Origin of the sequence: Wolbachia endosymbiont (group B) of Xanthorhoe designata (genome assembly GCF_964028585.1) — a bacterium.
Classification (GTDB): domain Bacteria; phylum Pseudomonadota; class Alphaproteobacteria; order Rickettsiales; family Anaplasmataceae; genus Wolbachia.
Genome location: NZ_OZ034794.1, coordinates 1,232,806 through 1,259,682 on the forward strand (window position 1 = coordinate 1,232,806; position 26,877 = coordinate 1,259,682).

A 26,877-nucleotide genomic window follows, 5' to 3' on the forward strand; every position below is an offset into this window, starting at 1 on the left:
ATATTAATATTCAACTAGGCTAATGGGCAATGACAGACTTGAACTGCCGACCTCCTCGGTGTAAACGAGATGCTCTACCAGCTGAGCTAATTGCCCCTCTAGATATAATTCTATAGTTCAATGTTGTTGTTGTAAACAAAAATAGCGATACAAGCAACTCTTATGGAATCGCTGGGTGCACACTATGGAGTTGTATAAATTTTAGTCTTGCTGCTACCTTGTATAAAGGTATTCTTTCACTTGCATTTTTTGACATGTTCAACAACTTTGAATAACATGCTGTGGCATTTTTAAAATCTGAGAGCTTATCTAGAATAACAGCTAAATTATAGGTATAAAAAATATTGTTTTGATCTAAAGAAATTGCTGCTTTCATATATTTTTTAGCTTTTACGTAATCCCCCTTTTTCATATAGATCAAACCTAAATTTGCTGATAAAGGGGCGCTATTTCTGAGTGTATCATACAATTTCAACATTTCACTCAATGCTAAATTAGGATCATATTGTGAGATTATCGTCAGAAAATTCTTTAATACATAAGGGTTGCTAGGATATTCTTTTAACAGTCTTATGTAAATCTCTACAGCTTTTTTAAATTCTTTGTTAGCGTAATAGATATTCCCTAGTCCAATTAAAGCACTTTCATGATAAGGAAATTTTGCGATAATCTGATTGAGGAGAGAAGTAGCTGTTTCACTATCTCCTAACTCAAAGGAATCTTTTGCTTTTTTTAAAATAGAGTATATGTCAAAATTCTTGCCAGAATTCTGCGAAATTTTGATATTAAATTTGTCACTTTTTCTCTCGATAACATCAAGATCTTTATATTTTTTATCAGCTTTTATATGCTTGACAACACTATCAAAGACCTTCTGTATCTCCAAATTTTCACTAGCATAGGTAACAGAAGACCTCCATAAAATCACAACGCAAATTAACATGCAGACAAACATAGATCCTAGTGTTGTGGCATTGGCTGCAGCGCGTAACCAGTAAATCTTATTTCTTTGAACTATACGTAACACATTACAAATTCATAAATGCTAAATTACTTATCTAATATAATAATAAAGATATTATTAATTGGCAGATACTATTTAGAATGAGTTAAAAGAGCACTTCTACACATTCCATATGGTTGCCAATTACACTCCTCACATGCGTAGTCAAATTTCTCTAAAGACATTTTCTTTCTAATTCTTTTTACTGCTTCACTCCAGGTCAAAATCTCGCCAATTTTTATTCCTAAAATTTCCATATGCCTTCTATCTAGCTCTAAAACTTTAGCTTGTGTGGTACATTTACCTTGTTTAGTCTGGTTTGGGCAAACACTACAAATAGTGTCAAGATTATCAACTACTTCGATTTTAGTATTAGGATCACTAATTACTTTACTTGCTATCTTTTCATAATTTTCTACAAAGCTCTGAGAATATCCATACCCTTGAAATGCAAGAGTGCACATAAAATGATGAGGACGAAACCTTATCACTTTTTCAAATACTGCAAAGCTGCTACAAGTAGAAAAATTTTTACCAAACCAGGAAGGATGAATGGTAAAACACCTACCATTATTGCTTGTTTCAGACCTACGTAAATAGTAAGCCAACTAATACCACAAATAAAGATTACGACTGTACCCGCCAGACAACTTAAAGAATTACACATAAATGATTGATATTTAGAGTTCAGTAATTCATTTACTCTGCTCATTACTACAACAGCAACTAAACAGCCAATCAAATATCCACCTGTTGGCCCGAGAAAAATGTGATGACCACCAGAAAAATTCGCAAAAACAGAAAATCCTGCTGCACCAAGTGATAGATATGTAAGCACAGAATAGAATGCTGTTCTGCGGTTAAATTTAAGCCCAACAAGCATTAATCCTAAAGTTTGCAATGTGATAGGCACAGGCTGCAATGGTATGCTTATTTGAGCCATCAAGAATAAAAGTAAAACGCAAGACAATATTTCAGCCAGTGTTGACCTACTGCTTGATTGTGTTATAAACATATCTTCCCAATAAAAATAACTTACTAAATGTAATATATGTGTATAAGAAGTTTTGCAATTTAAATTTTGCTTATATTGCGCTACAATGAATTATTTATGCGCTATTTAAAAATGATGAGTAAACAAGATCTATTATCGTTGATGAAAGCAAGACACAGCGGACGTTCATACGATAATACAAGAGCAATATCTCAGAAAGAAATGGATATTTTAATAGAAGCTGTAAGGCTAACACCCTCGTGTTTTGGTGATGAACCTTGGCGATATGTGATATGCAACAAACAGAACAATCAAAGCGCATGGAAAAAATTGCTCGATTGCCTTGATGAATCTAATCAAAAGTGGGCAAAAGATGCACAAATACTAATTATATCTCTAAGCGCTAAGAACTTCCGCAAACAAGGTAAAGGAGAAAATTTTTGGGCTAAGCATGATACTGGTGCAGCAAATTATGCACTTATGCTGCAGGCTGCAGCTATGAACTTAATGGCTCATCAAATGGGTGGATTTGATAGAGATAAAATAGTTAAGAGATTCAATATACCTGATGATTTTAATGTAATGTCAGTGATAGCAGTTGGTTACGAAAAAGAGGGTGCTGAAGTCAAAGAAAAACAAAGAAGATCAATAAAAGAAATATTCTTTTATGAAGAATGGCCAGCGAGCTGACTTGACCATTCTTCTCTTAATATCTTAAAAATCGAATTATTTGGCAAATAATTTTTTTTCATCCTACCCTCTTCAATTGCTTGCCAATCTTTCCACGATAATTTCTTATTTCCAAGTTCATAGTCCATACCATCCCATATATCTTCTCGAAAGCCATAAACAGCAAAATGCCAATTATATTCATTAAAAATAGAAGTAAGATCTCGAAAATAGTGCTCTAATCCTTTTGAGTAGCGGTGCCCGCCAAACTCTCCAGCAAGGATCTTATAATCTGGTATATTATACCTCTTTTGGAAAATTTTTACAGGTTCTATATATGATTTTAACTTATCTTTATTCCAATACTCTACTTTTTTTGCATCAAAAGATTGAACATGTCCAGGGTAGGCAAAGTTACCTTGGTTTAATTTTAAGTTTGTATAAGTAAAGGGCTCATATATATGAAATGAATAAAGAACATTTTTATCACTAACTGGTTCAAATTTGTTAAAAGTATTAGAGTCAGCATAACTGCTGCTATCAAGTATTATTGGGGTCTCTGAGTCAACTTGGCGGACACTGTTTACCACGCTGCTATAAAAGCCAAATAGATTCTTCTGAACTTTGCTTTGTTCTACGTTATAAATAGCCGAATCTGCAGTATTATAAAGCCTTTCTGGATGTGGTTCATTTAAGATATTATATCCAACAATAGCAGGATGATCTTTAAGCTCTTTCGCAAGATCTTGCCAAAATTTTGCTGCTTGTTTTTGAAAAGCTTGATCTGACCATAAACGTAAATCATCTTTATCGTTATTATTTTGCTTCCATCTAGATCCAGGTAAGCTAAGCATCGTTAATACTACTGGTATTTTTTGTTGATGAAAAGCATCTAAAATATCTTTCAGAACTTTCAGGTCTTTGGAAATCAGGCCCGGATAATTGTCTGCATTGCCTAAGAGGAAGTCACGTTGCGTAGTTTCAAATTTGTCAGGAGCAAGACGAATAAAACCAATTTTGTATTCCTTTGCTGCTTTGATTAAGTCACTATCAACTTTTCTATTGAAAACATTTGCCCCCTTTCTAACTCCAGTTTGCCAAAAGAGCATTTTGCTGTTCTCCGGTATTGACTTAGCACTCACATTACAGAAAACTATAGAATACAAAACAGCTGTAATTAGAAGAAAAATTTTCACTTATATAATTTTGCTATAATGGTAAGTAACCTAACAGACAAGATCCCGTTTGTAAAGATGCACGGTACTGGCAATAGTTTTGTTATCATAGACTCACGTTCAGCAAATAATTTAGACTGGAATTATAGACAAATTGCTGATCAAAGCAGTTGTGATCAAGTGATAATTATAACAATGTCTAATGCTGCAAACTGCTTTATGCATATCTACAATGCTGACGGTAGTCGAGCTGAAATGTGTGGAAACGCAGCACGCTGTGTTGGGTATTTGATAATGTTAGAAAAAGGTACTGAATATATCACTATTGAGCTGATAAATAATCGTATCTTAGAATGTTTTAAAGTAGGTGATAAATCAATAAAGGTCAATATGGGTAAACCACTGCTTAAATGGAATGAAATTCCTCTTTCTTGTGAATGCGATCCCCTTTATCTACCTATAGAGCTTGAAATGCTGAAAGAGCCAGTTGCAGTAAATATTGGTAACCCTCATATAGTTTTTTTTGTTGATAACATAAGCGAAATACCATTGCAGAATTTAGGACCAAAGCTAGAAAATCACGAATTATTTCCTCAGAAAACAAATGTTAGTATTGCACAAATAGAAAAATCTGGAGAAATAAACTTAAGAGTTTGGGAAAGAGGAACAGGTATTACTGCTTCATGTGGTAGTGCGGCTTGTGCAGCATTTGTTGCATCTATACTTCGTAAGTGTTTGGCTACTAAACAAACTTCAGTACATTTACCAGGAGGTCAGTTACTGATTGAGTGGTCAAAAAATATACTGATGACTGGGGATATAGGGTTTTTATGACCTAGGCTAGGCACTGACACTCATTACTTCTAACACCTTTTTACCAATCACAGCAGGGGTTTCTGCAATCGCAATCCCAGCACTGCGCATAACCTCTAACTTTGCACCAGCACTTCCGCCACTAGAGGAGATAATAGCCCCAGCGTGCCCCATACGTCTTCCTGGAGGTGCTGTTTGACCTGCTACAAAACCAACGATTGGCTTTTTAGTTTTTTCTGTTTTCACAAAATGTGATACATCCTCTTCTTCGTTTCCACCTATTTCACCAATAACTACAATACCATGAGTGTCATCATCTTTTAAAAACAACTCCATACAATCAACAAACGTCATACCATGAACAGGATCCCCTCCAATTCCTATACATGTTGACTGACCAAGACCAACAGCGGTTGTTTGTGCTACCGCTTCATAAGTTAAAGTTCCAGAGCGAGACATAATTCCTATATGTCCACGTTTGTGAATATGTCCTGGCATAATTCCTATTTTGCATTCTTCGGGTGTAATAACCCCTGGACAGTTTGGGCCAATCAATCGACTGTTTGAACCAGCGAGAGCGTGCTTTACCTTTACCATGTCAAGTATAGGAATGCCCTCTGTGATGCAAACTATTAATTCTATCTCTGCATCTATTGCCTCAAGTATTGCATCAGCTGCAAATTTAGCAGGTACATATATCACAGTAGCATTCACGTCAGTTTTTTCTTTAGCTTCTGCTACGGTATTAAAAATCGGTAAATTAAGGTGAGTGCTTCCACCCTTGCTAGGAGTTACACCGCCAACCATTTTGGTTCCATAGCTAATTGCTTGTTCTGAATGAAATGTACCTTGTGCACCAGTAAAGCCCTGGCATATTAATCTTGTATCTTTATTTACTAAAACAGACATACTCTACTTCACCTCTTGTACTATTTTCTGTGCAGCCTCGTCAAGTTCGTCTGCAGCAATAATACTTAGCCCTGACTCTTCTAAAATTCTTTTTCCTTCTTTGAAGTTAGTGCCTGATAATCTAACCACTAAAGGGACCTTAATATCTATTTCTTTTGCAGCTTCAACTATTCCATTCGCAATGATATCACAACGCATTATACCACCAAATATATTAACCAAAATTCCTTGTACATTACTATCAGATAATATAATTTTAAATGCTTCAGTGACAGTTTCCTTACTTGCTCCACCACCAACATCTAGAAAGTTAGCAGGCTCTGCTCCATAGTACTTTATTATATCCATTGTTGCCATAGCAAGACCTGCACCGTTCACCATGCAACCAATATTGCCATCCATTTTTATATAACTGAGACCATGCTTTGAAGCTTCTATTTCTTCTTTGACTTCTTCATCGTAATCACGTAGGCTCACGATTTCTGAATGACGGTATAGAGCATTGTCATCAAAATTAATTTTAGCATCAAGTGCAATAAAATCTCCAGCATTCGTTTCAACTAGTGGATTAATTTCTATCTGGCTCGCATCAGTTGTAATAAACGCATCATATATATTTTTTGCAATATTCGTTACCTTTCCTATTTGTTCTGAACTCAGATTAAAGCTATTGCAAAGCTTATTGTTATCAAGACTTGTAAAACCAGTAGCAGGGTCAATATTAAAATTCACAATCTTTGTAGGAGAGTTTTTTGCCACTTCTTCGATATCCATTCCACCTTCTGAAGAAAATATAAATACTAGCCTGCTAAGCTTTGGATCGACTACTAGACTCAAATAGTACTCTTTTTTAATGCTTGAACCTTCTTCAATGTATACTCTCTTTACCTGCTGTCCGCTTGGCCCTGTTTGATGAGTAACTAAAGTTATGCCAAGCATGTCCTTTACAAGTTGTTGAGCTTCTTTAGTTGACTTTGCTAGCTTTACGCCACCAGCCTTACCCCTACCACCTGCATGAATCTGAGCTTTAACCACAAACACGTCAGATTTTAGTTGATTTATTTGAGTTTCTACTCCTTCTGCAGATGTAGCAACAAAACCCTTTGGTACCGGGACATTAAACTTGTGTAAAATTTCCTTTGCTTGATATTCGTGAATATTCATAAGATAACTAATTATTAACCTTAGTAAAAACTACCAACCATAACGCTGTCTTCTGCATTCTTGCTGATACCTCTTTTTCCTTGCTTCAGCTTTTTTTTTAGCTGTTTTCTCTGATTTCTTTTCGTGATATTTTTTTTTCATTTTTAGCCCTCTTCCTTCCTTTTGAATTATTTTTTTCAACACTGGAAGAGCTCTATCTACATCACCATAATGGACTGATACTTCAATCAAACTCTATACCTCCTTCGGTAATCACTTCAAAATCCATTTATAAATTAGAAAATTAACATTGTCAATTATTTTATAAACTTGAGCGATAGAATATGATATGCAGTGATTTATATGAAAAAAGCTTCATTCTGCTGTCAATCATTTACTTGCTGATAAAAATTGCTCTTAGGTTACAGTGCTCTCGTAATTTTTCTAATCTCGGGGCGGAGAGATTTGAACTCCCGACCCTTTGGTCCCAAACCAAATGCGCTACCAGGCTGCGCTACGCCCCGACTTCTTTACTAAGAGTATCGATAGTTCGGAAAAATGCAAGTTTCATTTATTTCTTTTAGAAAAAATATAATGCAGATTTCTTTATATAGAGTGTCAAGTTGCACTAGCCATATTAAAAAATCTAGCTATACCAATTGGTGAAGGTTAATGCAGCAACTACAGCAGTATCAACTCTCAAAATTCTTTTTCCTAGACTCAGTTTCTGACAAAATTTATTGGCAGAATCAAGTTCGTAAGATGAAAAACCACCTTCGGGGCCAACAATAATAGCAACGTTTTTCTTGCCTTTTAGAACTTTATTAGGAGGTTGTCCTTCACCTGTTTCATCACACAAAACAAAATTTTTATTCTGGGAATCGGATAATTCACAAAAATTAATAGGAAGAAAAATCTGTGGTATACTTGTCCTACCGGATTGTTCCGCAGCTTCAATTGCCTGTAATTTCGCTCTACTTAGGTTAATGTTTTTTACTACTGTACGTTCTGTTGAAATAAATTGAATGCAGGTTACTCCCATTTCAGTTGCTTGTCTTACTATGTTGCTTAAGGCGCCGCTTTTTACCAGAGCACAATACAAATATAGATTTTTTTCATGTTGTTGTTGTTTAGTGCGTTCTTTTATTATAATTTTTGTCGATTTACTTGATATATTCACCACTTCTCCTAACCATTCTCCATCCTTTCCATTAAAAAGATAGATGTTATCATGCTTCTTAAGCCGCATTACATTGTAAATATAGTGACTTTGTCGTGGATGAAGCGCCAAACTTACATTTTGTGATAAAGCTTCTTCAACATAAAGCCTAATTTTTTTCATTCAAAACTTTAGTTATTTGCATTCTGTTTGAGTGACTCTTACGGGATTTGAACCCGTGTTACCACCGTGAAAGGGTGGTGTCCTAACCACTAGACGAAAGAGTCGACTTGAATCTAACTGAGTTATATCGATTATACATATAAAGTCAATTCAATTATTTTGAATCACACAGTTAGAGTGATATATCAGTGATTTTATATCGACAGTCTCCTATTACCCCATGTTCAATGCTTACTGAACCTATCTCAGATTTAGGAGCTTTAGATCCTAATTCTAATTTTTGTTCAACTTTTGTATCTGAATCATAGCCAGAATCGTATCCAGAATCTCTACGCTCAAAATTTTGCCTTATTTCTTTTACGTTAAAGCCAGCCTTGGTCTTGATTTGCTGACTCGCTGGCTTATTAGCACTTTGCTCATTTAGTTTTATTTGCAAATTATTTACTTTATCCTGCACTAATCCATGATAAGTTCCAGAATTAGCCTTTATATCCTTTATTTTCCTTTCTGCTCTCTTTTTGAATAAATCTACTTTAGCATAAATAGGTTCTGACTGTTCTTTATGATTTAAGCTAGCAGGCTTTTTTTGCTCTGAAAAATTATCTACATCTTCATAAATAGGTTCTCCTGATATACTAGAATAACCACTATCTTTCAATGATAAATTTTCAGTAGATCTTTTATGTGAATCATATACTTCAGCATAAATGGATTCTTCCGATACGCTCAACTCTTCTAATGAGTTACTAACCTTAGCGTCATACACCTCAGCATAAATGGGCTCTTTTAAAAGCAAAATATCATCATGCTCAAAAATTCTAGGAGGTTTTTTAGGTGAGTTGGCCTTAAATTTTAGCTCTACTTCCTCTTTAAGCTTGTCACAACCTTCCGCTTGTTTCAAAATCTCCAATATTTCTTTTCTTTCTTTTTTTATTAGCTCACCAAGCACTAAACAACATTTTTCTTTACGATCTTTGAGACTGTCCTTATCTCCGTACTGCATAGCTTCTGATGCTATTTTGTATTGAAGGATTACATTTCCTATACTATTATTTATTTCATTAATATTTGCTCCAGCACTAATAAGTAACGTCATTACATTATGATCAAGATTTGTTACTGCATACTCTAAAGCTCGATTTAAAGTTTGATCATTATTCAAGTCAAATGACCCCTTGTTCCTAAAAGGATTAATTCTAGAAAAGAGTTTTTCAAAGCTGTTTACTATATTATGAAGATTTAAAGCTAGCCTCACGCCTCTTATATTATTACTATTTCTAGCGGATTTAATTAAAAAACTATCTACTATACCCATGATTGTACCCCTCTATATAAAAGCTCACCATTGTGGTACAATTTTAAACTATAACGATTTATTTTATATTAATAACCGCTTTTCACACCCACTTAACAAGAGGCGGCATCGACATCATAATTGCATCGGGGTTACCATTAGTCATTAAACCAAACCTTGTACCACGATCATAAAGAAGATTGAACTCCACATATCTGCCACGTTTTATCAATTGTTCTTCTCGTTGTTCTTTTGTCCAAGATTTTTGCATATGTTTGTGTATGATGTGTAAGTAAATTTCTAAAAAGGCTTCACCTACTGCTTTTGTGAACTCAAAATCATTTTTCCAGTTGCCAGAAGTTAGATTGTCATAAAAAATTCCACCAATACCACGTGGCTCTTTTCTATGTTGTAAAAAAAAGTAATCATCACATTGCTTTTTAAATTTCGGATAATATTCGATGTTGAACTCATCGCAAGTTGCTTTAATTGATTCGTGAATATATTTGCAATCTCCCTCATCTTTATAAATTGGAGTAAAGTCCATTCCTCCACCAAACCATTGTTTTGAGGTATATATCAGCCTTGTGTTCATATGCGCTGCAGGGATAAGGGGAGATTGCATGTGAGACACTAAAGATATACCGCTTGCCCAAAACTCTCCATTGCTTTCACTTGCACCAGGAATTTCATTAATGGCTGAGTCTGCGAGCTTTCCGTATACTCTTGAAACGTTTACTCCAACTTTTTCAAAAATATTACTAAAGATAATTGTAGATTCACCACTTCCTCCACCTGGTCGGTTCCACTTTCTTTTTTCGATTTTTGGTTCTGTGAATGACTGCACCTCAATTGATAAGAAAGATTCGGTGATCTTGTTTCTCAGTGCGCAGAACCATTCAAATGCTTGTGTCTTTTGTTTTTCCATAATGCCTTCTGTTGGCTTATTAATATTATTGTACTCTATATTTACAGGACTTAATTAGATTGGGATAGTAACTACCCATCAAGGATGTTAATAAATCTATAATAATTAAATCAATATAGTAGAATATTTTTATATGTGCAAGGATGCCAAGCAATAATAATGAGTAAAAGATACATAGATAACAAAAAAGAGAACAGAGTTGACTTCATACTAAGAAATTATGGGATGTCAATTATTGTGATGGCAGTCATTATGTTCTTACCTCCAATAGCAATATCAGTACTCTATTTTTCTAATGTATATAGTCAGCATATTAATATAGAGATTAATTTATTAACTAGTACTCTAATGACTCTCTTCGTGGTATACAATATAAAACGTTACAAGTATCTACTTAATATCATAGAGTTTCAAAATGCAATATTTGCAAATGCGCTGAATCATAATACAGAGTTTTGTCTCATTTTACATAAAGATGAGGGTATTATTTATGCTGATGCGAGGTTCTACGAAAGGTTTAAAGATCACATAAACGATGATGTTACGCTAGATAAAATTCTTGAAGCAGGAGATGTTTCAGAAAAAGACAGAAAATCACTCTATCATGCATTAAGAAATAACACTTCTGTAAAAGTATGCATTTCCTTAAACAAGAAGAGTAGAATATCTAACTTTCTTTTGCTCTCTGAACCAATACCGGATAATCCACAAATTGCTATAAATAGTAATAAGACTTTAAATTTATCATTAGCCCCAATAGCAAGACCGAATGGGTATTTTGTACTAAAGGCAACACAGGTAAACAAAGAGCAGGTATATGAAGAGTTGATAGAGAAACACAATATAGCAACTTACGTTGCAAATACAAAAGGAGGTATCTTATCTGTAAATAAAAGATTTTTAGACATGTTTGAACTAAAAAAATTGGAAAAAGGTAGCTCAATCAATGATTTTATATCTCAATCTAAGTATGACGATACAATAACCAAAAATGAAATTATGTTTTTTACTATAAGCGGTGCTCCATTTAAGGCTTATATGAGCACTGCTATATTTTGTGATAAATACAATCATAGCTATATACACGGCTTTATAACACCAACTGAATCAAATATTGTTGATTATCAACTACACCCTTGTTTTACAAATTCGTCAATTGCTATTGCACAATGCGACATAAATGGCAATTTTATAAAGAAAAATATAGCATTAGTAAAACTTGCGGGGTCAAATAATGGTTCTATCTTTGCATTGATATCAGATGGTTATCATATGAAAGTGCGTGAATATTTTTCAAGTAATAGGATAAATAATGCGTCCTTTGATGTGCAGCTCAATGGCGGTAATAACATGAAAATATATTTTAATAAATTTCTTCATAATAAAGTGATGTTCATACTTTGTTATTTTATTGATAATACTGAACGTAAAAAACTAGAGATAAAACTTGAGCATTATCAAAAGGTGCAAGCTATAGGGCAGTTAGCAGGTGGTATTGCACATGATTTCAATAATATATTAACCGGAATAATAGGATTTTGTGATTTGCTTTTACTCCAGCACTCAGCTAGCGATCCATCTTTTGGAGATATAATACAGATACAGCAAAATGCAAAACGTGGGTCAAATTTAGTAAGACAACTGCTTGCTTTTTCAAGAAGACAGACTTTGCAGCCAAAGATTATTAATGTAAATGGTACGATAGCTAATCTTTATGAAATGATCAAAAGATTAATAGGTGAAAATATAAAATTTAATATTTATTATGGTAGCGATTTGGGTGCTGTTAGGGCTGACCAAGGACAATTAGAGCAAGTTATGCTTAACTTAGCAGTTAATGCTGGTGCTGCTATGGAAAAGGGGGGAGAGTTAACTATACGAACCTTTAATCAAAAGGTTGATTCATTAAATTCTACACCTCAGGATATGTTTTCTCCAGATAAGGAAACGATTGAACATGGAAATTATGTTGTGATTGAAGTGATTGATACTGGATGTGGAATGACGAGTGATATAATTGAAAAGGCATTTGATCCATTTTTTTCTACCAAAGATATTACTTCTGGTACAGGTCTTGGCCTCTCTACTGTATATGGCATTATTAAACAAACCGAAGGATACATCTATGTTGCTAGCAAAGTAAATCATGGAACTAAATTTAGCATATTTTTGCCCATAGTTTACATATCGGATGAAAATGATAAAGAGGAAGATAGTAAAGAAATAGAGAAACCGGTAGAGATTAAAGGTAATGGTATAATTTTATTAATTGAAGATGAAGATTCAGTAAGGGAATTTACTGCTAAGGCTCTTACAAGAAAAGGATTTAATGTAATAGAAGCGAGTATAGGCAGCGAGGCACTAGAGATCATTGGAAAAAAAAATCAACACATAGATCTAATAATCACTGATGTAATCATGCCAGAGGTGAGTGGTCCAGAAATAGTTAAAGAAATATTGATACATAGGCCAAACATCAAAGTTATTTTTATTTCTGGGTATGCAGAGGATGCTTTTTTAAAGAGCGATGAAATCAATATAGAAGACTTCCATTTTTTACCCAAACCATTTACTCTGAATGAGTTAGGAAATAAGGTTCAAAGTGTGTTACACAAGACAAAAAAAGGCAGTTTACTTTGAGCATGATTGGCAACAAAAAAATTTTTCTAATGCAAAAATTTCTTGCATATATACAATAGAGTTATTTTATACATAAGATAAAAGGCGTGAGCAAGATCATTGCAATAGTAAATCAAAAGGGTGGAGTTGGTAAAACCACAACTAGTATAAATTTATCAACAGCCTTTGCTGCTGTGGGAAAAAGTACTTTATTGGTAGATCTTGACCCTCAAGGAAATGCTAGTACAGGATTTGGGGTTTCTTATCGTAGCAGGGAAGAAAAAAATATATATAAAATACTGCTGAGCAGCGAAAGTGAATTGGTGAAATCGGCAATTTTCAATATAAAGGAAATTCCAAATCTATCGCTGATTTCATCAGTGGTTGACTTATCAGCTGCAGAAATTGAGCTATCACAACTTGAGCAGGGAAAATTCGTACTAAAAGATACGCTAGAGAAAGTACGTAATAATTATGAGTACATAATTATAGATTGTCCTCCATCACTTGGTCTGCTTACTATCAATGCTCTGACCGCTGCTGACTCGATTATTGTTCCTCTTCAGTGTGAATTTTTCGCTCTGGAAGGATTAAGCCATTTAGTTAAGACTGTAGAGCTGATAAAAAGAAATAACCTAAACCCTTTCCTGTTAATAGAAGGAATATTGCTCACAATGTATGACAGACGCAACAAACTTAGTGAGCAGATTAAAAATGATATTTGCCAATATTTAAATGATAAAGTATATAAAACTATTATCCCCTTGTATGAGACCATTATTCCACGTAATGTACGGCTATCAGAAGCACCTTCTCATGGAAAACCTGCTATTGTATATGATCTTAAGTGTCCTGGTGCACAAGCATATATAAGTTTGGCAAAAGAAATTTTAAAGAAACACATGAGCATCTGTAAAGAGAAAAAGCTGATAAGTGAGGGTGCAGCATGAAGGACAATAGGCGCTTAGGTAGAGGTCTTGCTGGCCTCATAGGCGATAATTATGATAATAAAGAAGATCGGTTACCTATTTCATTACTACACCCGAGCAAATTTCAGCCGAGAAAATATTTTGATGAGGAGTCATTAAAAGAACTTGCAGGTTCGATAGAGAAAAATGGTATAATACAACCTGTTGTGGTGCGCAAAGATCCAAATAATGAAGGTTACGAAATAGTAGCAGGGGAACGTCGTTGGCGAGCAAGTAAGGTCATAAATCTTGATAGTGTACCGGTTATCATAAAAGATTTAAATGACAAGGAATGCTTAGAAGTATCGATAATTGAAAACATACAGAGGCAAGATATTAATCCAATAGAAGAAGGTGAGGCGTACAGAAAACTAATAGATGAATTCTCCTATACACACGAAGAATTAGCCTCAACTTTAGGTAAAAGCCGCAGTCACATAACCAATATGATACGAATGCTATCACTCCCCAATGGAGTAAAAACAATGATCAACGAGAAAAAATTGTCTATGGGTCATGCAAGAGCATTGATTAATGTTGAAAATGCGGAAAGTATTGCAGAAAGAATAGTTTCTCAGAGCCTGAGCGTTAGACAAACTGAAAAATTGATAAAAGACTTACAACAAAATAACGACCGAAAAGAGCATAAGTGTACTAAAAATCAAGATATGGCAGCATTAGAAGGAGCTATATCTTCTCAGCTTGGTTTAAAGATCAAAATTAATGACAGTAATTCTAAGGGTAAAGTCATGATACGTTATAACAACTCAAATGAATTGGATTTTATATTGAAAATTTTGAATAGAAGACTTGAATCAGCTATTAATGTCGAAAGCAGCTCATAGAAATTTCTTGACAAACCTTCCCACTTTCCTTGCAATGGAAGTGAAATGGTGGAGTTTGTCAAGTAAGTTATTTCGTTTCTACCTTCAATAAAAATTTGCACACAATAGCACAGAAGCATACGTTGCTATTCCCTCATTTCTTCCAATAGAACCTAATTTTTCCGCTGTGGTTGCTTTGATATTTACGAATTCACCATTAATTTTTAATATTTTTGATATGAATTCCTTCATTCCTGCTTTGTAAGGCGATATTTTAGGCTCTTCACAAACTATAGTAATATCTAAATTAGATACGCTATATCCTTTTTCCTGTGCTTTTTTAGCAGCAAAGTCAAGAAAATGAGATGAATTGCAATCCTTCCATTTAGAGGAATTAGGAGGAAAATGTTCTCCTATATCGCCACATCCTAGTGCTCCGAGTATTGCATCAACGATTGCATGTATTGCAACATCACCATCGGAATGTGCCTCTATTGCCATATTATGCTCAATTTCCACACCGCAAATTTTTATAAAGCTCTTAGTATCATTTTGAATTTTAACAAATTTATGTATATCATAACCGGTTCCGACACGGAATTTTGGCTCTCCAAAGAGAAGTTTTGCCATATTGATATCCTCTTTTGTAGTTAACTTAAAATTCTTTTTCTCACCTTCAATAATCGCAACATGTTTTTTATGCTCCACCATTAGTGATGAATCATCAGTAAATTCTTTGACTGACTGATGGCACGATAATAATTCTCTGAAATTAAAAATTTGAGGGGTTTGTATGGCTCTAAGTTTTTCTCTTAAAATCGCAGATTCAACGAAATTATTACTCACCAACGATATAGTATCCTCGACTTCTATTGCTGGAACTACTCCTGTATATTGACCATTAATCATAGATTCAATCAAGTTATTTATTAGAATATTTGATACAAAAGGCCTACAAGCATCATGTATAATAACAAAATCTGGATTGATCTTTTGCAAACTCTCCAGTCCAAGTTTAACTGAACTCTGCCTGCTTTTTTCTCCACATACTGGACTCAGCAATTTAGTATCTATAGTTGATGACGCAACTTCTTTATAGAAATCTTTTTGACTTTCATTTACTACCACTCTTATGTAACTTATGTACTGATTAGCTAAGAATTTTCTAATTGTGTGAAATAAAACAGACTTACCTGCCAGTTTTATATACTGTTTAGGGATTTTGGCATTGCATCTACTGCCTACTCCTGCTGCAACTATTAATGCTGCTATCTTGTATTCCTCAAGTCTGTTAGTGTGCATGCTTACCATTTTCGGTGTTAATATAAGTTATCTAGCATTTTAAAAAAGTTTGATCTAATTCTCAAAAAGGAATATTCTTTTACTAGGTGTAATATATGTTAGAGGGAAATAATGCACGTTGCTAAGTATAATAAAGAAAATGAGATACATCTTATATTTTTTCATGGAATAGGTAATAATTATAAAAATGCGTCCAGGTATATACAAGATAGATCTACATATCTCCATAGGTCTAATTTTCACACTCATGCACATAAATACCCAATTGCATTTCAAAACTATATAACTTACGCAATAGCTAGTTTCTTGTTTCTAGGAACATCAATACTATTACCAACTTTAATATTACTTACTAATCCAATGACATCTAGGACAGCAAGTTTAGCCATCTTAGCAGCTTTAACTTGCATCTTTTTATCTGTACCACCACTCATGATTCCGTTTATAAATAAGAATCAAAGCTTGTCTCAGCCTTCAATAAAAGAAATCAGTAAATTAATTGACAATGGTGTGAAGCCTGAAAACATTATACTTCTCAGCCATTCCTTTGGAGGAGCAATTGCATCAGAAGTGCTGAAATATTTTACAGACAGAGATATTAAACTCGGAGGTATTATTTTTACCAGCACTTTCAGCTCTTTTCACAAGGCAATAAAGCATTTTCCAATTCCTCAGACAAAAACTCTAAGCATACTACCCTCTTGTTTGTTAAAAAAAATGCTTAAGGTCCTAAATTTAGACTTTGATATAGTAAGCAATATACAAAAGCTACAAAATAATAATATATCAATAGTGGTCATTAATCATGAAAGAGACACCTTAATACCATATCCTGCACAATTAGCAAAAGGACTAGAAGATAATCAATCATTAAATATGAATTTGACCAAAATCGTTAATTTGAAAAGCTTTGAATATGACCCGCACAACGGAGTTTTATCTGGTTGGGAATTGGATGAAAATTTAGCTGATCTAATACTTAATAAAACAATGAATAGATAGTATTTACAAAAAACTGTATATTTTTTTGGTAAATCGACTATGTTAGACATATGCAAAAACGTTATATAACTATTTGTTGTGTACTACTTTTTATAATAGGAGCATTATTTTTGATGCGTCCTATGATTGTTCCGTGTCTAATATCCGTTTTTGTTGCACATTTGTTTAACCCTCTAGTAACCAAGTTTGAAAAATACAGAATACCGCGTTCATGTTCTGTAGTTTTTATAACACTTGCCTTATTGATAGCTTTTATATTAGTTATTACATTTGTTTTACCTATTATATATTTTCAAATTACTTTAATATTAAATTTCTTAGTGAATAAGATACCTTCATTAAAGCTTAAAGTGATTCCTTCTATGCTAGAATTTCTTAATATAAAAACTGAAGATAGTTTATTTGATCACTTGTCTAAAAATCTAGTAGAAAATTACAGTGATTATATATCTTATTTTATAAATGCTCTTAGCATGGGCAGTAATCTTATAATTCAAGTGCTAAGTTCAAGCTTTAGTTTGATTTACATGGTATCATTAATAGCTATTACGCTTATGGTGTTTTTTTATGTATTACGTGATTGGCCTTCAATTGTAGAAAAGGTTAGTAAACTAATTCCCATTCTCTACAGAGAAAAAGCTGCAGGTTATTTTTCCAAAGTAGATTTCATTATATCTAATTACCTAAAGGGACAGCTAAGCGTATGTATAGTTATGATGATCTTTTACTCCGTGGGCCTTAGCATAATTGGGCTGAAGCATTCTGTAGCTATTGGAATTTTATCAGGAACATTAACATTTATACCCTATATAGGGCCATTATTATACACTATTATCGGATTTTTGAGCGCCATTACTCAATTTAGTGGATGGTTTGAAAGTGCTGCTGTCTTGCTGTTATTTAGCGTTGGTCAATTAATAGACTCAAGCATATTAGTGCCTTTATTAATAGGAAAAAAAGTTCATATACATCCAACTATCATTATTTTGGGAGTTGTCATATGCACCTCATATTTTGGGTTTATAGGTATATTATTTTTTATTCCAATAATAGCAATGTTCAGTGTGTTAGTAGAATATACAGTTAATAAATATTTTGAAAGTGAGCTTTATAAAAATGGCTAATGAACCTTTTAGTTCACGATAAAAAGAAAAAGGATCTCTGATACATTTGAGAAATGCAAGTAAATTCTTATGCAAAAATTATTATCAAAAAGTAGAAGTGTCAGAGGCTTTACGTGCAATTAAATTTATTTAGCAATAATCAAGTTGATTATTGCTGGCAAAACTATATCACCTTAGACGAAAATAAGCACGTATATAACTCAATAGTTAACGATTTATCTTGGAAATGCCTGATTCTTTTTGGACCTAACAGCTCTGGAAAAACTCACCTTGCTCATATTTGGCAATCAATAAACAATGCAATTTTTATCAATGTGAATAATTTTGCAAGCGAAATTAGGTATAGCGATGCGTTTATTTTAGAGGATGTACAAAACATTAAAGATGAGGAAATGTTGTTACATTGTTATAATTATATGAAAGAAAATGATAAGAGACTGCTAATCACTTCTTCAATTTCACCAAAAAAGCTTAACTTCAAACTAAGAGATTTAAGCTCCCGAATATTGTCAACTACCAGCGTAAAAATTTTGCCTGCAAGTGAGGAATTATTAAGAATTATGCTAATAAAACGATTTTCAGATAAACAGTTAAAAATTGATTTAAAATTGATTAATTATATTCTAGCAAGAATAGAACGTTCTTTCCACAGCATTAATAAAATTATAGAAAAAATAGATAGTGAATCCATAGGATCAAATGTAACCATTCCTTTTATTAACACTTTATTAAAAAAAAGTCCCAAGTGATTCCTTCTGCTGCAAGACATTTGTTATATATATTAAAGATTTATTAATACCCATACAATAATGAAGTTGAAATCACTATCTCTTTATGTTAAAATTACAATAAATACTATGATGTAATAAGCATAAACAGACATAGCTAAGGGATATTTTATATGATAGTAAAACTTACTTTACAGGATGTTTTTTATAGATTTGATGTTATAATTGAAATATGGTAAAAATAAGATCAAATTTAAAGAAAAGGTTAAAACAAAGGTTTGTAGTATTTACTTTATTGATAAATGTTTTATTTATCTCATATTTTCTTATAAAAAACACAAAAAATACTTTCAATCAAATTATAGTCAAAGAAATAAATATAGGAGCTGATAATGAAAAATAAACAACCACAAAATAAAAAAGAGGATCTTTACATAACGTATTACATAGATACTTTGGTTTCCGAAAAATCCTCTACACAAAATACTTTGGAAAGTTATCGTTCAGATTTACACCAACTTGAAAAATTTTTATTAGAAGGAGGCACTACCTTAGTTGGTGCAAGTAAAGCTAATATTAAAGATTATGTAAACTTTTTACGTACACAAAAGAAATATAAAACTAGCTCTATATCAAGAAAAATATCTGCTATCAAAAATTTCTATAAGTGCCTATTCAATGATGGAATAATAGATTTTAATCCAGCACCGGCTAATGATAATGAATTAAGAAATCCAAAAGTTTCCCGTCCTTTGCCTAAGTATTTAAGTGTTCAAGAAATATTTTTGCTTATGGAAACAGTAAAAAAATCAGCAAGCGGATCGAATAAAGAGATAAGCAGTAAAAGGCTATGTGCAATTTTAGATATTCTTTACTCTTCCGGGATGCGTGTTTCTGAACTAATCAATATGAAGTTATGTGAAGTATCACATTTAGTAAACAGTAATGGTAAGGAAGGCTACATAATAATAAAGGGAAAAAGTGGCAGAGAAAGGCAAATCTTTTTTAATCAACAAGCATTGCAAAGTCTTAAAAATTATTTATCAATTCGTGACAATCTGCTTCCTAAGAACAAAAAATCTGATTGGCTATTCCCAGGTGATAAACCTAATAAACCAATTACAAGGCAAAGAGTTGGTCAATTAATAAAGGAATTAGCAAGAAAGTGCGATATTGATGAAAATAAAATCTCTCCACATGTGATTAGACATTCTCTTGCTACCCATCTACTGAATAGCGGAGCAAATATTGTGCTGATACAAAAAATTCTTGGCCATACTAATCTTTCTACAACACAAATATATACTCATATTGCTAACGAAAAGTTAAAGGACAAATTAGCTGATTCTCATCCTATTACTCAGATGATCAATAATTAAACTTATTGCTTTTAGTTTTGTAGTAAAGTTAAATTCAAATAAGTTTACGTGTGTTTGTGATTGCAAGTTTATTGTTTAATTTACTCCTTATATTATGGGAAGTATTCTATACTTTAATTACTCTCCCTGTAATTTGCTTTCCTGAGTGTGTAATAACCATTTTCCTTGTTTGCTCGGTGAGAGTTGTATTATTCATGTTGCGTTTATTATGTGGCATTAAATATGAAGTGAGGGGAATGGAAAACATTCCTAAGCAACCTTTTATAATTGCATCTAAACACCAATCTCCATTTGAAACATTTATTTTTATACTACTCTTTAGAAAAGCAGTTTTTATTTTAAAACGCGAATTGAAATGGATTCCATTCATTGGTTTGCATCTCATGGCATTAAAAATGATTTTTATTAACCGCTCAGATGGTATTAGTTCTGTGCGTCATATCATGAAATTAGCAAAAGTGTGTATAAAAGAAAATAGAGGCATAATAATATTTCCTGAAGGTACAAGAACAACTATAAACCAAAATATAAAATATCAATCGGGTATTGCTGCTTTATATAGCGTATTATCTGTTCCTGTGTTACCGATTGCTTTAAACACTGGTTTGTTTTGGCCAAAAAGCATACTTTCTCTGAGAAAGAATCCCGGAAAGGCGGTAATAGAAATATTACCTCCCATATATCCTGGGTTAAACAAAAATGAATTCTTGCAAAGTTTAGAAAAAATAATTGAAGAAAGAAGTAGTAGATTAATTGCAGAAAAAACTGATATTGCAAATTAACAAAAAAACTTTATAATTAAAAGAAAAGTACAGGTATTAATATATGGCAAATCATAAGAGTGCTAAAAAAATGATGAAGGTAATAGCAAAGCGTACTTTAGTAAATAAGATGCGAAAAAGCAAAACTCGTACTGCTATTAGAAGATTAGTTGATATAATCAAGTCTGGTGATAAAGAGAATGTTGTCTTGGCATTTCGGAATGCTGAATCCAATTTACACAAATGTGTAAATAAAGGTGTCATTCATAGGAATACTGCTGCGCGTAAAATAAGTCGCTTAAATGCAAGAGTAAAAGCATTGATGACAGCATAATATGGTTAATGTAAGGTTAACCGGATTAATGTATACTCTTCAATTTGTATATTCTGTATAAAATTAAGTAGCTCAAGTGATGGATAAAAAAGCATTATTGGAACTAAGTAATGGGTCAAAAATTGATCTGCCCGTATTAAGTGGAACAATAGGTCCTGGCGTGTTAAATATCAAGGATTTATATAAGAAGACAGGATTATTCACTTACGATCCAGGATTTGTTTCTACAGCTTCATGCCCTTCCACAATTACATTCATTGATGGAGATGAAGGAGTTCTTAAATATAGGGGACATAATATAGCTGATTTGGCAGAGAATAATAATTTTACTGCTGTGATTTATTTATTGCTCTATGGTGAATTACCCAGTTCAGAGCAACACAAAAAATTTCTTCTCAAAATACAAGAATCATCCAAAGTATCAGAGCAAGTTACAAATGTAATCAAAGCATTTCCAAAAACTGCTCACCCTATGTCGATTTTAGTTGCATGTTTTGCAAATTTGTCAGCGTCTTACCATGAAATGCATGGCAACAATGTCAATGGTGAAGATTTAGATTTTGGAATTTCTGCAATAGCAAAAGTTCCTGCAATTGTTGCAATGATTTATAGACATATCAACAATCAGAAATTCATAAATGCTAATAATAAATTAAGTTATAGTGAGAATTTCTTAAATATGGTATTTGGCAGTGCTGTTAATAATACCCTTTTTGTAAAAGCTCTGGATAAAATATTTACTCTCCATGCTGATCATGAACAGAATGCTTCTACAGCAGCTGTCAGATTGGTAGGGTCAGCTGGTTCTAATCTATTTGCAAGCCTATCTGCAGGAGTTGCTACACTTTGGGGTCCAGCACACGGTGGAGCTAATGAGGCAGTTATAAATATGCTAAAAGAGATAGAGCAAAGTGGAGATGTATATAGATTCATTGAGAAAGCTAAAGATGATAAAGATCCATTTAAGCTAATGGGATTTGGACATCGTGTTTATAAAAACTATGATCCGCGCGCGCTTATATTAAAGGATGCTTGTCATGAGATTTTAAGCAAACTAGAGCAAAACAATGAATTACTTGAAATTGCAAAAAAACTTGAAGAAATAGCTTTAAAGGATGAGTATTTTATTACGCGTAAGTTGTCTCCAAATGTTGATTTTTACTCAGGTATAATGATGAATGCTATCGGTATCCCTTCAAGTATGTTTACACCCATTTTTGCACTTGCAAGAACTACTGGTTGGGTTGCCCAGTGGTATGAAATGGTAAACGATGAAGAAACCAAGATTTGTAGGCCAAGGCAGCTATACCTTGGCAAATAAACTTTCATTCACAATTCGTCCTCAAATAGTCTAATTTTCTTTAGCTATAAAATAGAGCAAATTGATTTTTTACTAATTGATGTACGCTTTTTTGGAGAACATTGGCCAGACTGTGATACAGACGGTTGGTCAAGTGTTGGTTCGGGCTGATTAGAAAAAGATCGTGCTGAAGATCGTGCTGAAGAAGCGCCAAAACCACTATCTTTAGCCGAATTATCATCTTTAATTCCTTGTGCATCTTCATCATAGTAATTGAGCCTAAGTAATTTTCTTGAGTTTCCAGTATGTGATTTACCTATAACTGAATTCTTAGGTGAACCACCAAAACCACTATCTGCACTTGTATCTGCACTTGGTCCATCTATCCTTACTTTTTCAGAAGGGGCAAGAGTTTGTGGTTTCATAGCTAGCACACGCGCAGGATCAATGGACAGTTTATAATCCTTATTGATTACAGAGCTCTCTGTGATCTTATCCATCACGCAGTAAGCAATGTCTGGGTTAGCAAAATCTATTGCATATATTTGTTCGGCACCATATGTTGGAAGACCTCTTTCTGCAATATCATTTTTTACATCACGAAATACTTTTGTACCACCAAACACCTTATTATTAATATGATCAACTTCTTTCTCATTCAAAAACTTTACATGATCACCACAATCAACAATAGGAGCCAAAATTGAAAGCTCACCATTTTCTTTATGGGAAGCATGCCAGACAGAATCAATTGGTAGGTGCGGAAGTGATTTACGAATTAAATCAACCATTGCGAACTTCAGAATCTCAATAGTTTCATTTTCGTCCCTTGACATTTCAAGATTACGATATGTCAGAGATACCTTATCCATTACTACGTCTTTAATGAATTGAGGATTATCAAAAAAGCCTTTCTTTATATACACATCACTTCCTTTCTCTTCTAAAAAATCCTTAGTTTTTTTAGGACCATTTTTATAACTTTTCACCTTTGATGAAAATGAGTTTACAAGAGAATTTTGTAATTCTCTATTCTTAAAGCGTATACAGTATAAATAGGATTTTCTGTCAAAGCTCACCTCGCGTGTATTATCATCCACATAATCTTGATCAGAGTAACTTTCCATAATAACATTTGTTGTAAACTGTACTAGTGAATTAGCTAGCAAATACTTTAGATTACGAACTACTTCTTTTTCAATTGGCACTGAAAACCTATGTTTGCTACTATCTGTAGTCCATTTTCCTTGATTAAAGTTAAAAGGAAAAGAGTCTGTATAAAAAAGATCATCGGCAGCACTTTCACTTCCACAAAACTCTTCTACTATACTCCCTCTCATATTAATCAAGCACTCTCTGCACTGATCAATATTCATATTTTTATCAAATGAGAGAACAATATGATCTTCTTCTACAGTGAGATTAGTAATAAAAGTCTCATCAAAAAGAAGAACACTATTAAACGCTTTTACTAATTCTCGATTTATTTGATTTGTACTAGGCATAACGCCACCCCCCTAAACTAATATAATTATTTACTGCTACCCCGACCACTTTTACTACTACTGGATTGATTTTGCTTCATTCGTTCTTGTTCACGCTTAATCATATCGCTGAAGTTATCTATTCTCTTTGGATCTAAATCTTTTTTATAAATCCTTGTTCTCCCTGAATCAGGTACTTTTTTATTTGGATCATTATTGCCATGCATATCAACCTCTAAATTAAATTATTATGTAATGAGTATATTAAGAATCAATTGTCAGCACAAGCAGTTTTTTTACATAAATTTTATTCACCATTTTTATACTCCTGGATTCCAGACTGGGATGACAAGAGAAGAAGTGCTGGAATAACAACTTTTTAAATTAAGCTTTCTGGATCCCAGTGTCAAGCACTGGGATGACAGGAAAATAGGCACTGGGATGACAAGAGAGAGACCTACATTGGAATAACAACGGAGGGGCTACTTGTATGACAGCCTTTTAAAATTGGTGTGACACCTTTGTGGTACACAACCTTTGGTGCATTATGCACTCAAGACAATGTCATTCCAGTGCTTGACACTGGAATCTAGTAAATTTATTTATTATATATGAAAGGTTATTATATTTATATACTTGCAAGTGAACGCAATGGAACCCTATATATAGGTATAACATCAAATTTGACTAAACGAATTTGGGAACACAAAAGCAAAGCCATCTCTGGTTTTACGTCAAAGTACAATGTTTGTAAACTAGTCTATTTTGAAGAATTTCAAGACATAAATTTAGCAATTAGTAGAGAAAAACTCCTGAAAAGTTGGCAGAGAAAATGGAAAATAAACTTAATTGAAAAAACAAATCAAGAATGGAAAGATTTATATGATGAAATTGTGTCTGGATGACAGTGTCTGAGTACACAACTTTATGAATATTGTAATCGAAACAGACCAAGAAAGATGTTATGCCGCCATTACTAGTTTTTCTTCTGGATTCCAGTGCCTATTTTCTTGTCATTCCAGCGTCTATTTTTCTGTCATCCCAGTGCTTGACACTGGGATCCACTCTTTTCCTAATCTCATCAACTTAGCATTACCTTATGTATCCAACATTTCTGGATCCCAGTGTCAAGCACTGGGATGACACCAAAGGAGCTTGCTCGCATGACACCGAAGGAGCTACTTGGATGACATTCCGCCATGTCATTCCAGCACTTGATGCTGGAATCTAGAAGAGAAAATGGATCCTAGACTGAAATAACAACTCTTTTAAACTAAGTTCTCTGGATCCCAGACTGGGATGACATCAAAGGGGCTACTGCATGACACCGAAGGGACTACTCACATGACACCCCTTTGGTACATTACACACTGATTTCCATTCAAGACGGTGTCATTCCAGCACTTGATGCTGGAATCCAGATAAAAAACCAGTCTGGAATGAAAAAAAGAGAGAGAACCTTTACACACCTCTCTCTTTGACTGAAGAAGCGTGGTTTTCAACTCTCACATCATCAGTTAATCCTCCTGGCAATTCCACAGCAGCATTAGACTTTTGCTTATTATTCATTGAACGATTACACTCAGGAGATCGCTTTTTACCCTTCGTACCTAAATTACTGTATCTTTTAACTCTCCTGTGTTCCTTTTGCTGTGGAGCAGGTGGACAGACAGCTAATTTTGGTTTTTCAGTTTTCCCTTCTTTTGCTTCTTTCTTTTCTTTATTCATTTTCTCCAGTTTTTGTACTTCACTATTTTTGTGACTTATAACAGATTTAGGTAGAGTGTCTACTAATTTTTCTATAGGCTTTGGTAAAATAGCACGTTCTTGCTTGTCTAGAACAATTGGCATTGGAACTTGAGATGAAAAATTAAATAGGGAAATTGATGTGATTTCATTCACTTTTGTTTCTATTTCTTGATGAACTTCTTTTGATTCTGCTTTTTCTGCTTTTTTGTCTCTTTTTTCCTCAGTTACATCTTGCTCTACTACTGCCGCTAAATCAACTGCAAAAATTTCTGCAAACATTGCAATGACTGAGCCCACGAGAAAAGTTTGAAGCTTCAATTTTAAATTTTGCAACGCTTGCAAACGTTCGAGTATTGCTATTTCTTCTTCGGGAGATAATCCACCACTGAGTAATTTCTCCTGCAATTCTTTTATCTCTTTGTCTAGCCTTTTATCCCAGCTTAAGTCTAAATCTTTTTTGAAGATCTTTTTAACTAATTCCTTAAGCTTATCACGCAAAAACTTAATTATCGAAAGAAGCAGATTTTTCTCTTTCTTCTCCTTGAGCATTTTGTAGACTTTCGGATCTACATTTACTTCAAAAAGATTAAAGAGGGATTCAAAGAAATTTGCGAATACCCCTTGATTATCATCAGTAAAGTAATCCTCATTATCTTTTATCTGTAGCTCTACTTGAGATAATGTTTCATCAATGCAACTCGCAGCCTGACGCTCAAGCTCTATTCTCTTGAGCTCAGCTTTCCTAGCAAGCTCCTCCATGAATCCTTTTAATTCATTGAGCTTCTGCTCTGCAGAGAGATCTTGCTCCCTGATTCGACCAATGAAGATTGAGCTACCGTCCTCTTCGTTGTTATTGATTAAAAAATTTTCCATTGTTTTTTCTCCATTAATTGAATTACTGTTTCTATAATTGTTTAGAAAGTTTTTTACCATTTTATCTTAAGTCTATAAAACACAATAACTCAATCTTACAATATGAAGTATTTAATAAGTATTAATCTTAAAAAATATCAATAACCTATTAATATCTTTG

The 26,877-nt window shown here is 33.5% G+C and carries 28 protein-coding genes and 3 tRNA genes; 14 read left to right on the forward strand and 17 right to left on the reverse strand.

Going from position 1 to position 26,877, the window contains the following annotated elements:
* Positions 1-23: 23 nt before the first annotated feature.
* From ABWU64_RS06100 to ABWU64_RS06115, 4 genes are all read right to left on the reverse strand, one after another.
* Positions 24-96, reverse strand: a tRNA-Val gene (locus tag ABWU64_RS06100).
* A 64-nt stretch (positions 97-160) separates the two neighbouring features.
* Positions 161-1,027, reverse strand: coding sequence for a tetratricopeptide repeat protein (locus ABWU64_RS06105; RefSeq protein ID WP_353279527.1), 867 nt, complete (start codon positions 1,025-1,027; stop codon positions 161-163).
* A gap of 68 nt (positions 1,028-1,095) precedes the next feature.
* Positions 1,096-1,494 carry a DUF1284 domain-containing protein gene (locus tag ABWU64_RS06110; protein WP_015588140.1) on the reverse strand — a complete coding sequence of 133 codons (399 nt, stop codon included), beginning with the start codon at positions 1,492-1,494 and terminating at the stop codon, positions 1,096-1,098.
* Entirely contained in the window at positions 1,491-2,018 is a 528-nt protein-coding gene (locus ABWU64_RS06115) for a biotin transporter BioY (protein ID WP_341815641.1), read from the reverse strand. Before ABWU64_RS06115 ends, ABWU64_RS06110 begins: the two co-directional genes overlap by 4 nt.
* Before the next feature lie 96 nt (positions 2,019-2,114).
* Here ABWU64_RS06115 and ABWU64_RS06120 point away from each other — a divergent pair, with 96 nt between their 5' ends.
* Positions 2,115-2,687: a nitroreductase family protein gene (locus tag ABWU64_RS06120; protein WP_353279528.1), complete on the forward strand. Its 573-nt coding sequence runs from the start codon at positions 2,115-2,117 to the stop codon at positions 2,685-2,687.
* Here ABWU64_RS06120 and ABWU64_RS06125 read toward each other — a convergent pair.
* Positions 2,663-3,808, reverse strand: a complete 1,146-nt coding sequence (locus ABWU64_RS06125; protein WP_353279529.1) for a glycoside hydrolase family 5 protein — start codon at positions 3,806-3,808, stop codon at positions 2,663-2,665. The genes ABWU64_RS06120 and ABWU64_RS06125 overlap by 25 nt on opposite strands.
* 72 nt (positions 3,809-3,880) lie before the next feature.
* Between ABWU64_RS06125 and dapF the strand changes: the two genes are divergently transcribed.
* Positions 3,881-4,675 (forward strand): diaminopimelate epimerase, encoded by a 795-nt coding sequence (dapF, locus tag ABWU64_RS06130; protein ID WP_341815638.1) that lies wholly within the window; start codon positions 3,881-3,883, stop codon positions 4,673-4,675.
* 6 nt (positions 4,676-4,681) lie between these two features.
* On the opposite strand, the gene sucD is transcribed toward dapF, so the two are convergent.
* The 8 genes from sucD to hemF form a co-directional block, all read right to left on the reverse strand.
* The gene (sucD, locus tag ABWU64_RS06135; protein ID WP_341815637.1) at positions 4,682-5,563 is read right to left on the reverse strand and encodes a succinate--CoA ligase subunit alpha; all 882 of its coding nucleotides are present in this window, start codon (positions 5,561-5,563) and stop codon (positions 4,682-4,684) included.
* Between the two features lie 3 nt (positions 5,564-5,566).
* A complete protein-coding gene (gene sucC, locus ABWU64_RS06140) occupies positions 5,567-6,727 on the reverse strand; it encodes an ADP-forming succinate--CoA ligase subunit beta (RefSeq protein ID WP_015588135.1) in 1,161 nt (386 codons plus the stop codon).
* A 30-nt stretch (positions 6,728-6,757) separates the two neighbouring features.
* Entirely contained in the window at positions 6,758-6,958 is a 201-nt protein-coding gene (gene rpsU / locus ABWU64_RS06145) for a 30S ribosomal protein S21 (protein ID WP_015588134.1), read from the reverse strand.
* A 198-nt stretch (positions 6,959-7,156) separates the two neighbouring features.
* A tRNA-Pro gene (locus ABWU64_RS06150) sits at positions 7,157-7,230 on the reverse strand.
* Positions 7,231-7,352: 122 nt separating this feature from the next.
* Positions 7,353-8,048, reverse strand: coding sequence for a 16S rRNA (uracil(1498)-N(3))-methyltransferase (locus ABWU64_RS06155; RefSeq protein WP_015588133.1), 696 nt, complete (start codon positions 8,046-8,048; stop codon positions 7,353-7,355).
* 32 nt (positions 8,049-8,080) lie between these two features.
* A tRNA-Glu gene (locus ABWU64_RS06160) sits at positions 8,081-8,152 on the reverse strand.
* A 68-nt stretch (positions 8,153-8,220) separates the two neighbouring features.
* Positions 8,221-9,363 (reverse strand): hypothetical protein, encoded by a 1,143-nt coding sequence (locus tag ABWU64_RS06165; protein ID WP_353279530.1) that lies wholly within the window; start codon positions 9,361-9,363, stop codon positions 8,221-8,223.
* A gap of 82 nt (positions 9,364-9,445) precedes the next feature.
* Positions 9,446-10,270, reverse strand: a complete 825-nt coding sequence (hemF, locus tag ABWU64_RS06170; protein ID WP_015588132.1) for an oxygen-dependent coproporphyrinogen oxidase — start codon at positions 10,268-10,270, stop codon at positions 9,446-9,448.
* Between the two features lie 159 nt (positions 10,271-10,429).
* Here hemF and ABWU64_RS06175 point away from each other — a divergent pair, with 159 nt between their 5' ends.
* The 3 genes from ABWU64_RS06175 to ABWU64_RS06185 all read left to right on the forward strand — a co-directional run bounded on the left by ABWU64_RS06175 (position 10,430) and on the right by ABWU64_RS06185 (position 14,702).
* Positions 10,430-12,910 carry a response regulator gene (locus ABWU64_RS06175; protein WP_353279531.1) on the forward strand — a complete coding sequence of 827 codons (2,481 nt, stop codon included), beginning with the start codon at positions 10,430-10,432 and terminating at the stop codon, positions 12,908-12,910.
* An 86-nt stretch (positions 12,911-12,996) separates the two neighbouring features.
* Positions 12,997-13,839 carry a ParA family protein gene (locus ABWU64_RS06180; protein ID WP_353279532.1) on the forward strand — a complete coding sequence of 281 codons (843 nt, stop codon included), beginning with the start codon at positions 12,997-12,999 and terminating at the stop codon, positions 13,837-13,839.
* Positions 13,836-14,702, forward strand: a complete 867-nt coding sequence (locus ABWU64_RS06185) for a ParB/RepB/Spo0J family partition protein (protein ID WP_108784373.1) — start codon at positions 13,836-13,838, stop codon at positions 14,700-14,702. Before ABWU64_RS06180 ends, ABWU64_RS06185 begins: the two co-directional genes overlap by 4 nt.
* An 84-nt stretch (positions 14,703-14,786) precedes the next feature.
* Here ABWU64_RS06185 and ispD read toward each other — a convergent pair whose 3' ends face one another.
* Positions 14,787-15,992 carry a 2-C-methyl-D-erythritol 4-phosphate cytidylyltransferase gene (gene ispD / locus ABWU64_RS06190; protein ID WP_353279533.1) on the reverse strand — a complete coding sequence of 402 codons (1,206 nt, stop codon included), beginning with the start codon at positions 15,990-15,992 and terminating at the stop codon, positions 14,787-14,789.
* A 102-nt stretch (positions 15,993-16,094) separates the two neighbouring features.
* On the opposite strand from ispD, the gene ABWU64_RS06195 reads away from it, so the two are divergent.
* From ABWU64_RS06195 to ABWU64_RS06225, 7 genes are all read left to right on the forward strand, one after another.
* Positions 16,095-16,985 carry an alpha/beta hydrolase gene (locus ABWU64_RS06195; protein ID WP_353279534.1) on the forward strand — a complete coding sequence of 297 codons (891 nt, stop codon included), beginning with the start codon at positions 16,095-16,097 and terminating at the stop codon, positions 16,983-16,985.
* A gap of 50 nt (positions 16,986-17,035) precedes the next feature.
* Positions 17,036-18,109: an AI-2E family transporter gene (locus tag ABWU64_RS06200; RefSeq protein ID WP_353279535.1), complete on the forward strand. Its 1,074-nt coding sequence runs from the start codon at positions 17,036-17,038 to the stop codon at positions 18,107-18,109.
* A gap of 113 nt (positions 18,110-18,222) precedes the next feature.
* Positions 18,223-18,858, forward strand: coding sequence for a DnaA ATPase domain-containing protein (locus ABWU64_RS06205; protein ID WP_341815631.1), 636 nt, complete (start codon positions 18,223-18,225; stop codon positions 18,856-18,858).
* Positions 18,859-19,229: 371 nt separating this feature from the next.
* A complete protein-coding gene (locus tag ABWU64_RS06210) occupies positions 19,230-20,216 on the forward strand; it encodes a site-specific tyrosine recombinase (protein ID WP_015588226.1) in 987 nt (328 codons plus the stop codon).
* A gap of 56 nt (positions 20,217-20,272) precedes the next feature.
* A complete protein-coding gene (locus ABWU64_RS06215) occupies positions 20,273-20,998 on the forward strand; it encodes a lysophospholipid acyltransferase family protein (protein WP_341815629.1) in 726 nt (241 codons plus the stop codon).
* Between the two features lie 43 nt (positions 20,999-21,041).
* Complete coding sequence (rpsT, locus tag ABWU64_RS06220; RefSeq protein WP_015588228.1) at positions 21,042-21,311, forward strand: 30S ribosomal protein S20; 270 nt, start codon at positions 21,042-21,044, stop codon at positions 21,309-21,311.
* 79 nt (positions 21,312-21,390) lie between these two features.
* Positions 21,391-22,632 carry a citrate synthase gene (locus ABWU64_RS06225; protein WP_353279536.1) on the forward strand — a complete coding sequence of 414 codons (1,242 nt, stop codon included), beginning with the start codon at positions 21,391-21,393 and terminating at the stop codon, positions 22,630-22,632.
* 44 nt (positions 22,633-22,676) lie between these two features.
* On the opposite strand, the gene ABWU64_RS06230 is transcribed toward ABWU64_RS06225, so the two are convergent.
* Both ABWU64_RS06230 and ABWU64_RS06235 read right to left on the reverse strand, forming a co-directional pair.
* The gene (locus ABWU64_RS06230) at positions 22,677-24,116 is read right to left on the reverse strand and encodes a hypothetical protein (protein WP_353279537.1); all 1,440 of its coding nucleotides are present in this window, start codon (positions 24,114-24,116) and stop codon (positions 22,677-22,679) included.
* Between the two features lie 26 nt (positions 24,117-24,142).
* Positions 24,143-24,322, reverse strand: a complete 180-nt coding sequence (locus ABWU64_RS06235; RefSeq protein ID WP_353279538.1) for a hypothetical protein — start codon at positions 24,320-24,322, stop codon at positions 24,143-24,145.
* Between the two features lie 384 nt (positions 24,323-24,706).
* Here ABWU64_RS06235 and ABWU64_RS06240 point away from each other — a divergent pair, with 384 nt between their 5' ends.
* On the forward strand, positions 24,707-25,000 hold the full coding sequence (locus ABWU64_RS06240) for a GIY-YIG nuclease family protein (protein ID WP_015588231.1): 294 nt from the start codon (positions 24,707-24,709) through the stop codon (positions 24,998-25,000).
* Between the two features lie 22 nt (positions 25,001-25,022).
* Positions 25,023-25,238, forward strand: a complete 216-nt coding sequence (locus tag ABWU64_RS06475; protein WP_251373714.1) for a hypothetical protein — start codon at positions 25,023-25,025, stop codon at positions 25,236-25,238.
* A 318-nt stretch (positions 25,239-25,556) separates the two neighbouring features.
* Here the strand turns inward: ABWU64_RS06475 and ABWU64_RS06250 are convergent, their stop codons facing one another.
* Positions 25,557-26,777 (reverse strand): hypothetical protein, encoded by a 1,221-nt coding sequence (locus ABWU64_RS06250; protein WP_353279539.1) that lies wholly within the window; start codon positions 26,775-26,777, stop codon positions 25,557-25,559.
* Positions 26,778-26,877: the final 100 nt, after the last annotated feature.

Excerpts from the sequence above, each read along its gene's own strand:
- ABWU64_RS06175 (WP_353279531.1), top strand. The coding sequence starts at position 10,430 with ATGAGTAAAAGATACATAGATAACAAAAAAGAGAACAGAGTTGACTTC.
- hemF (WP_015588132.1), bottom strand. The coding sequence starts at position 10,270 with ATGGAAAAACAAAAGACACAAGCATTTGAATGGTTCTGCGCACTGAGA.
- ABWU64_RS06195 (WP_353279534.1), top strand. The coding sequence starts at position 16,095 with ATGCACGTTGCTAAGTATAATAAAGAAAATGAGATACATCTTATATTT.
- dapF (WP_341815638.1), top strand. The coding sequence starts at position 3,881 with ATGGTAAGTAACCTAACAGACAAGATCCCGTTTGTAAAGATGCACGGT.
- ABWU64_RS06155 (WP_015588133.1), bottom strand. The coding sequence starts at position 8,048 with ATGAAAAAAATTAGGCTTTATGTTGAAGAAGCTTTATCACAAAATGTA.
- ABWU64_RS06120 (WP_353279528.1), top strand. The coding sequence starts at position 2,115 with ATGCGCTATTTAAAAATGATGAGTAAACAAGATCTATTATCGTTGATG.
- ABWU64_RS06250 (WP_353279539.1), bottom strand. The coding sequence starts at position 26,777 with ATGGTAAAAAACTTTCTAAACAATTATAGAAACAGTAATTCAATTAAT.
- ABWU64_RS06235 (WP_353279538.1), bottom strand. The coding sequence starts at position 24,322 with ATGCATGGCAATAATGATCCAAATAAAAAAGTACCTGATTCAGGGAGA.
- ABWU64_RS06475 (WP_251373714.1), top strand. The coding sequence starts at position 25,023 with ATGAATATTGTAATCGAAACAGACCAAGAAAGATGTTATGCCGCCATT.
- rpsT (WP_015588228.1), top strand. The coding sequence starts at position 21,042 with ATGGCAAATCATAAGAGTGCTAAAAAAATGATGAAGGTAATAGCAAAG.
- ABWU64_RS06230 (WP_353279537.1), bottom strand. The coding sequence starts at position 24,116 with ATGCCTAGTACAAATCAAATAAATCGAGAATTAGTAAAAGCGTTTAAT.
- ABWU64_RS06115 (WP_341815641.1), bottom strand. The coding sequence starts at position 2,018 with ATGTTTATAACACAATCAAGCAGTAGGTCAACACTGGCTGAAATATTG.
- ABWU64_RS06210 (WP_015588226.1), top strand. The coding sequence starts at position 19,230 with ATGAAAAATAAACAACCACAAAATAAAAAAGAGGATCTTTACATAACG.
- sucD (WP_341815637.1), bottom strand. The coding sequence starts at position 5,563 with ATGTCTGTTTTAGTAAATAAAGATACAAGATTAATATGCCAGGGCTTT.
- ABWU64_RS06165 (WP_353279530.1), bottom strand. The coding sequence starts at position 9,363 with ATGGGTATAGTAGATAGTTTTTTAATTAAATCCGCTAGAAATAGTAAT.
- ABWU64_RS06240 (WP_015588231.1), top strand. The coding sequence starts at position 24,707 with ATGAAAGGTTATTATATTTATATACTTGCAAGTGAACGCAATGGAACC.
- ABWU64_RS06185 (WP_108784373.1), top strand. The coding sequence starts at position 13,836 with ATGAAGGACAATAGGCGCTTAGGTAGAGGTCTTGCTGGCCTCATAGGC.
- sucC (WP_015588135.1), bottom strand. The coding sequence starts at position 6,727 with ATGAATATTCACGAATATCAAGCAAAGGAAATTTTACACAAGTTTAAT.
- ispD (WP_353279533.1), bottom strand. The coding sequence starts at position 15,992 with ATGGTAAGCATGCACACTAACAGACTTGAGGAATACAAGATAGCAGCA.
- ABWU64_RS06225 (WP_353279536.1), top strand. The coding sequence starts at position 21,391 with ATGGATAAAAAAGCATTATTGGAACTAAGTAATGGGTCAAAAATTGAT.
- ABWU64_RS06200 (WP_353279535.1), top strand. The coding sequence starts at position 17,036 with ATGCAAAAACGTTATATAACTATTTGTTGTGTACTACTTTTTATAATA.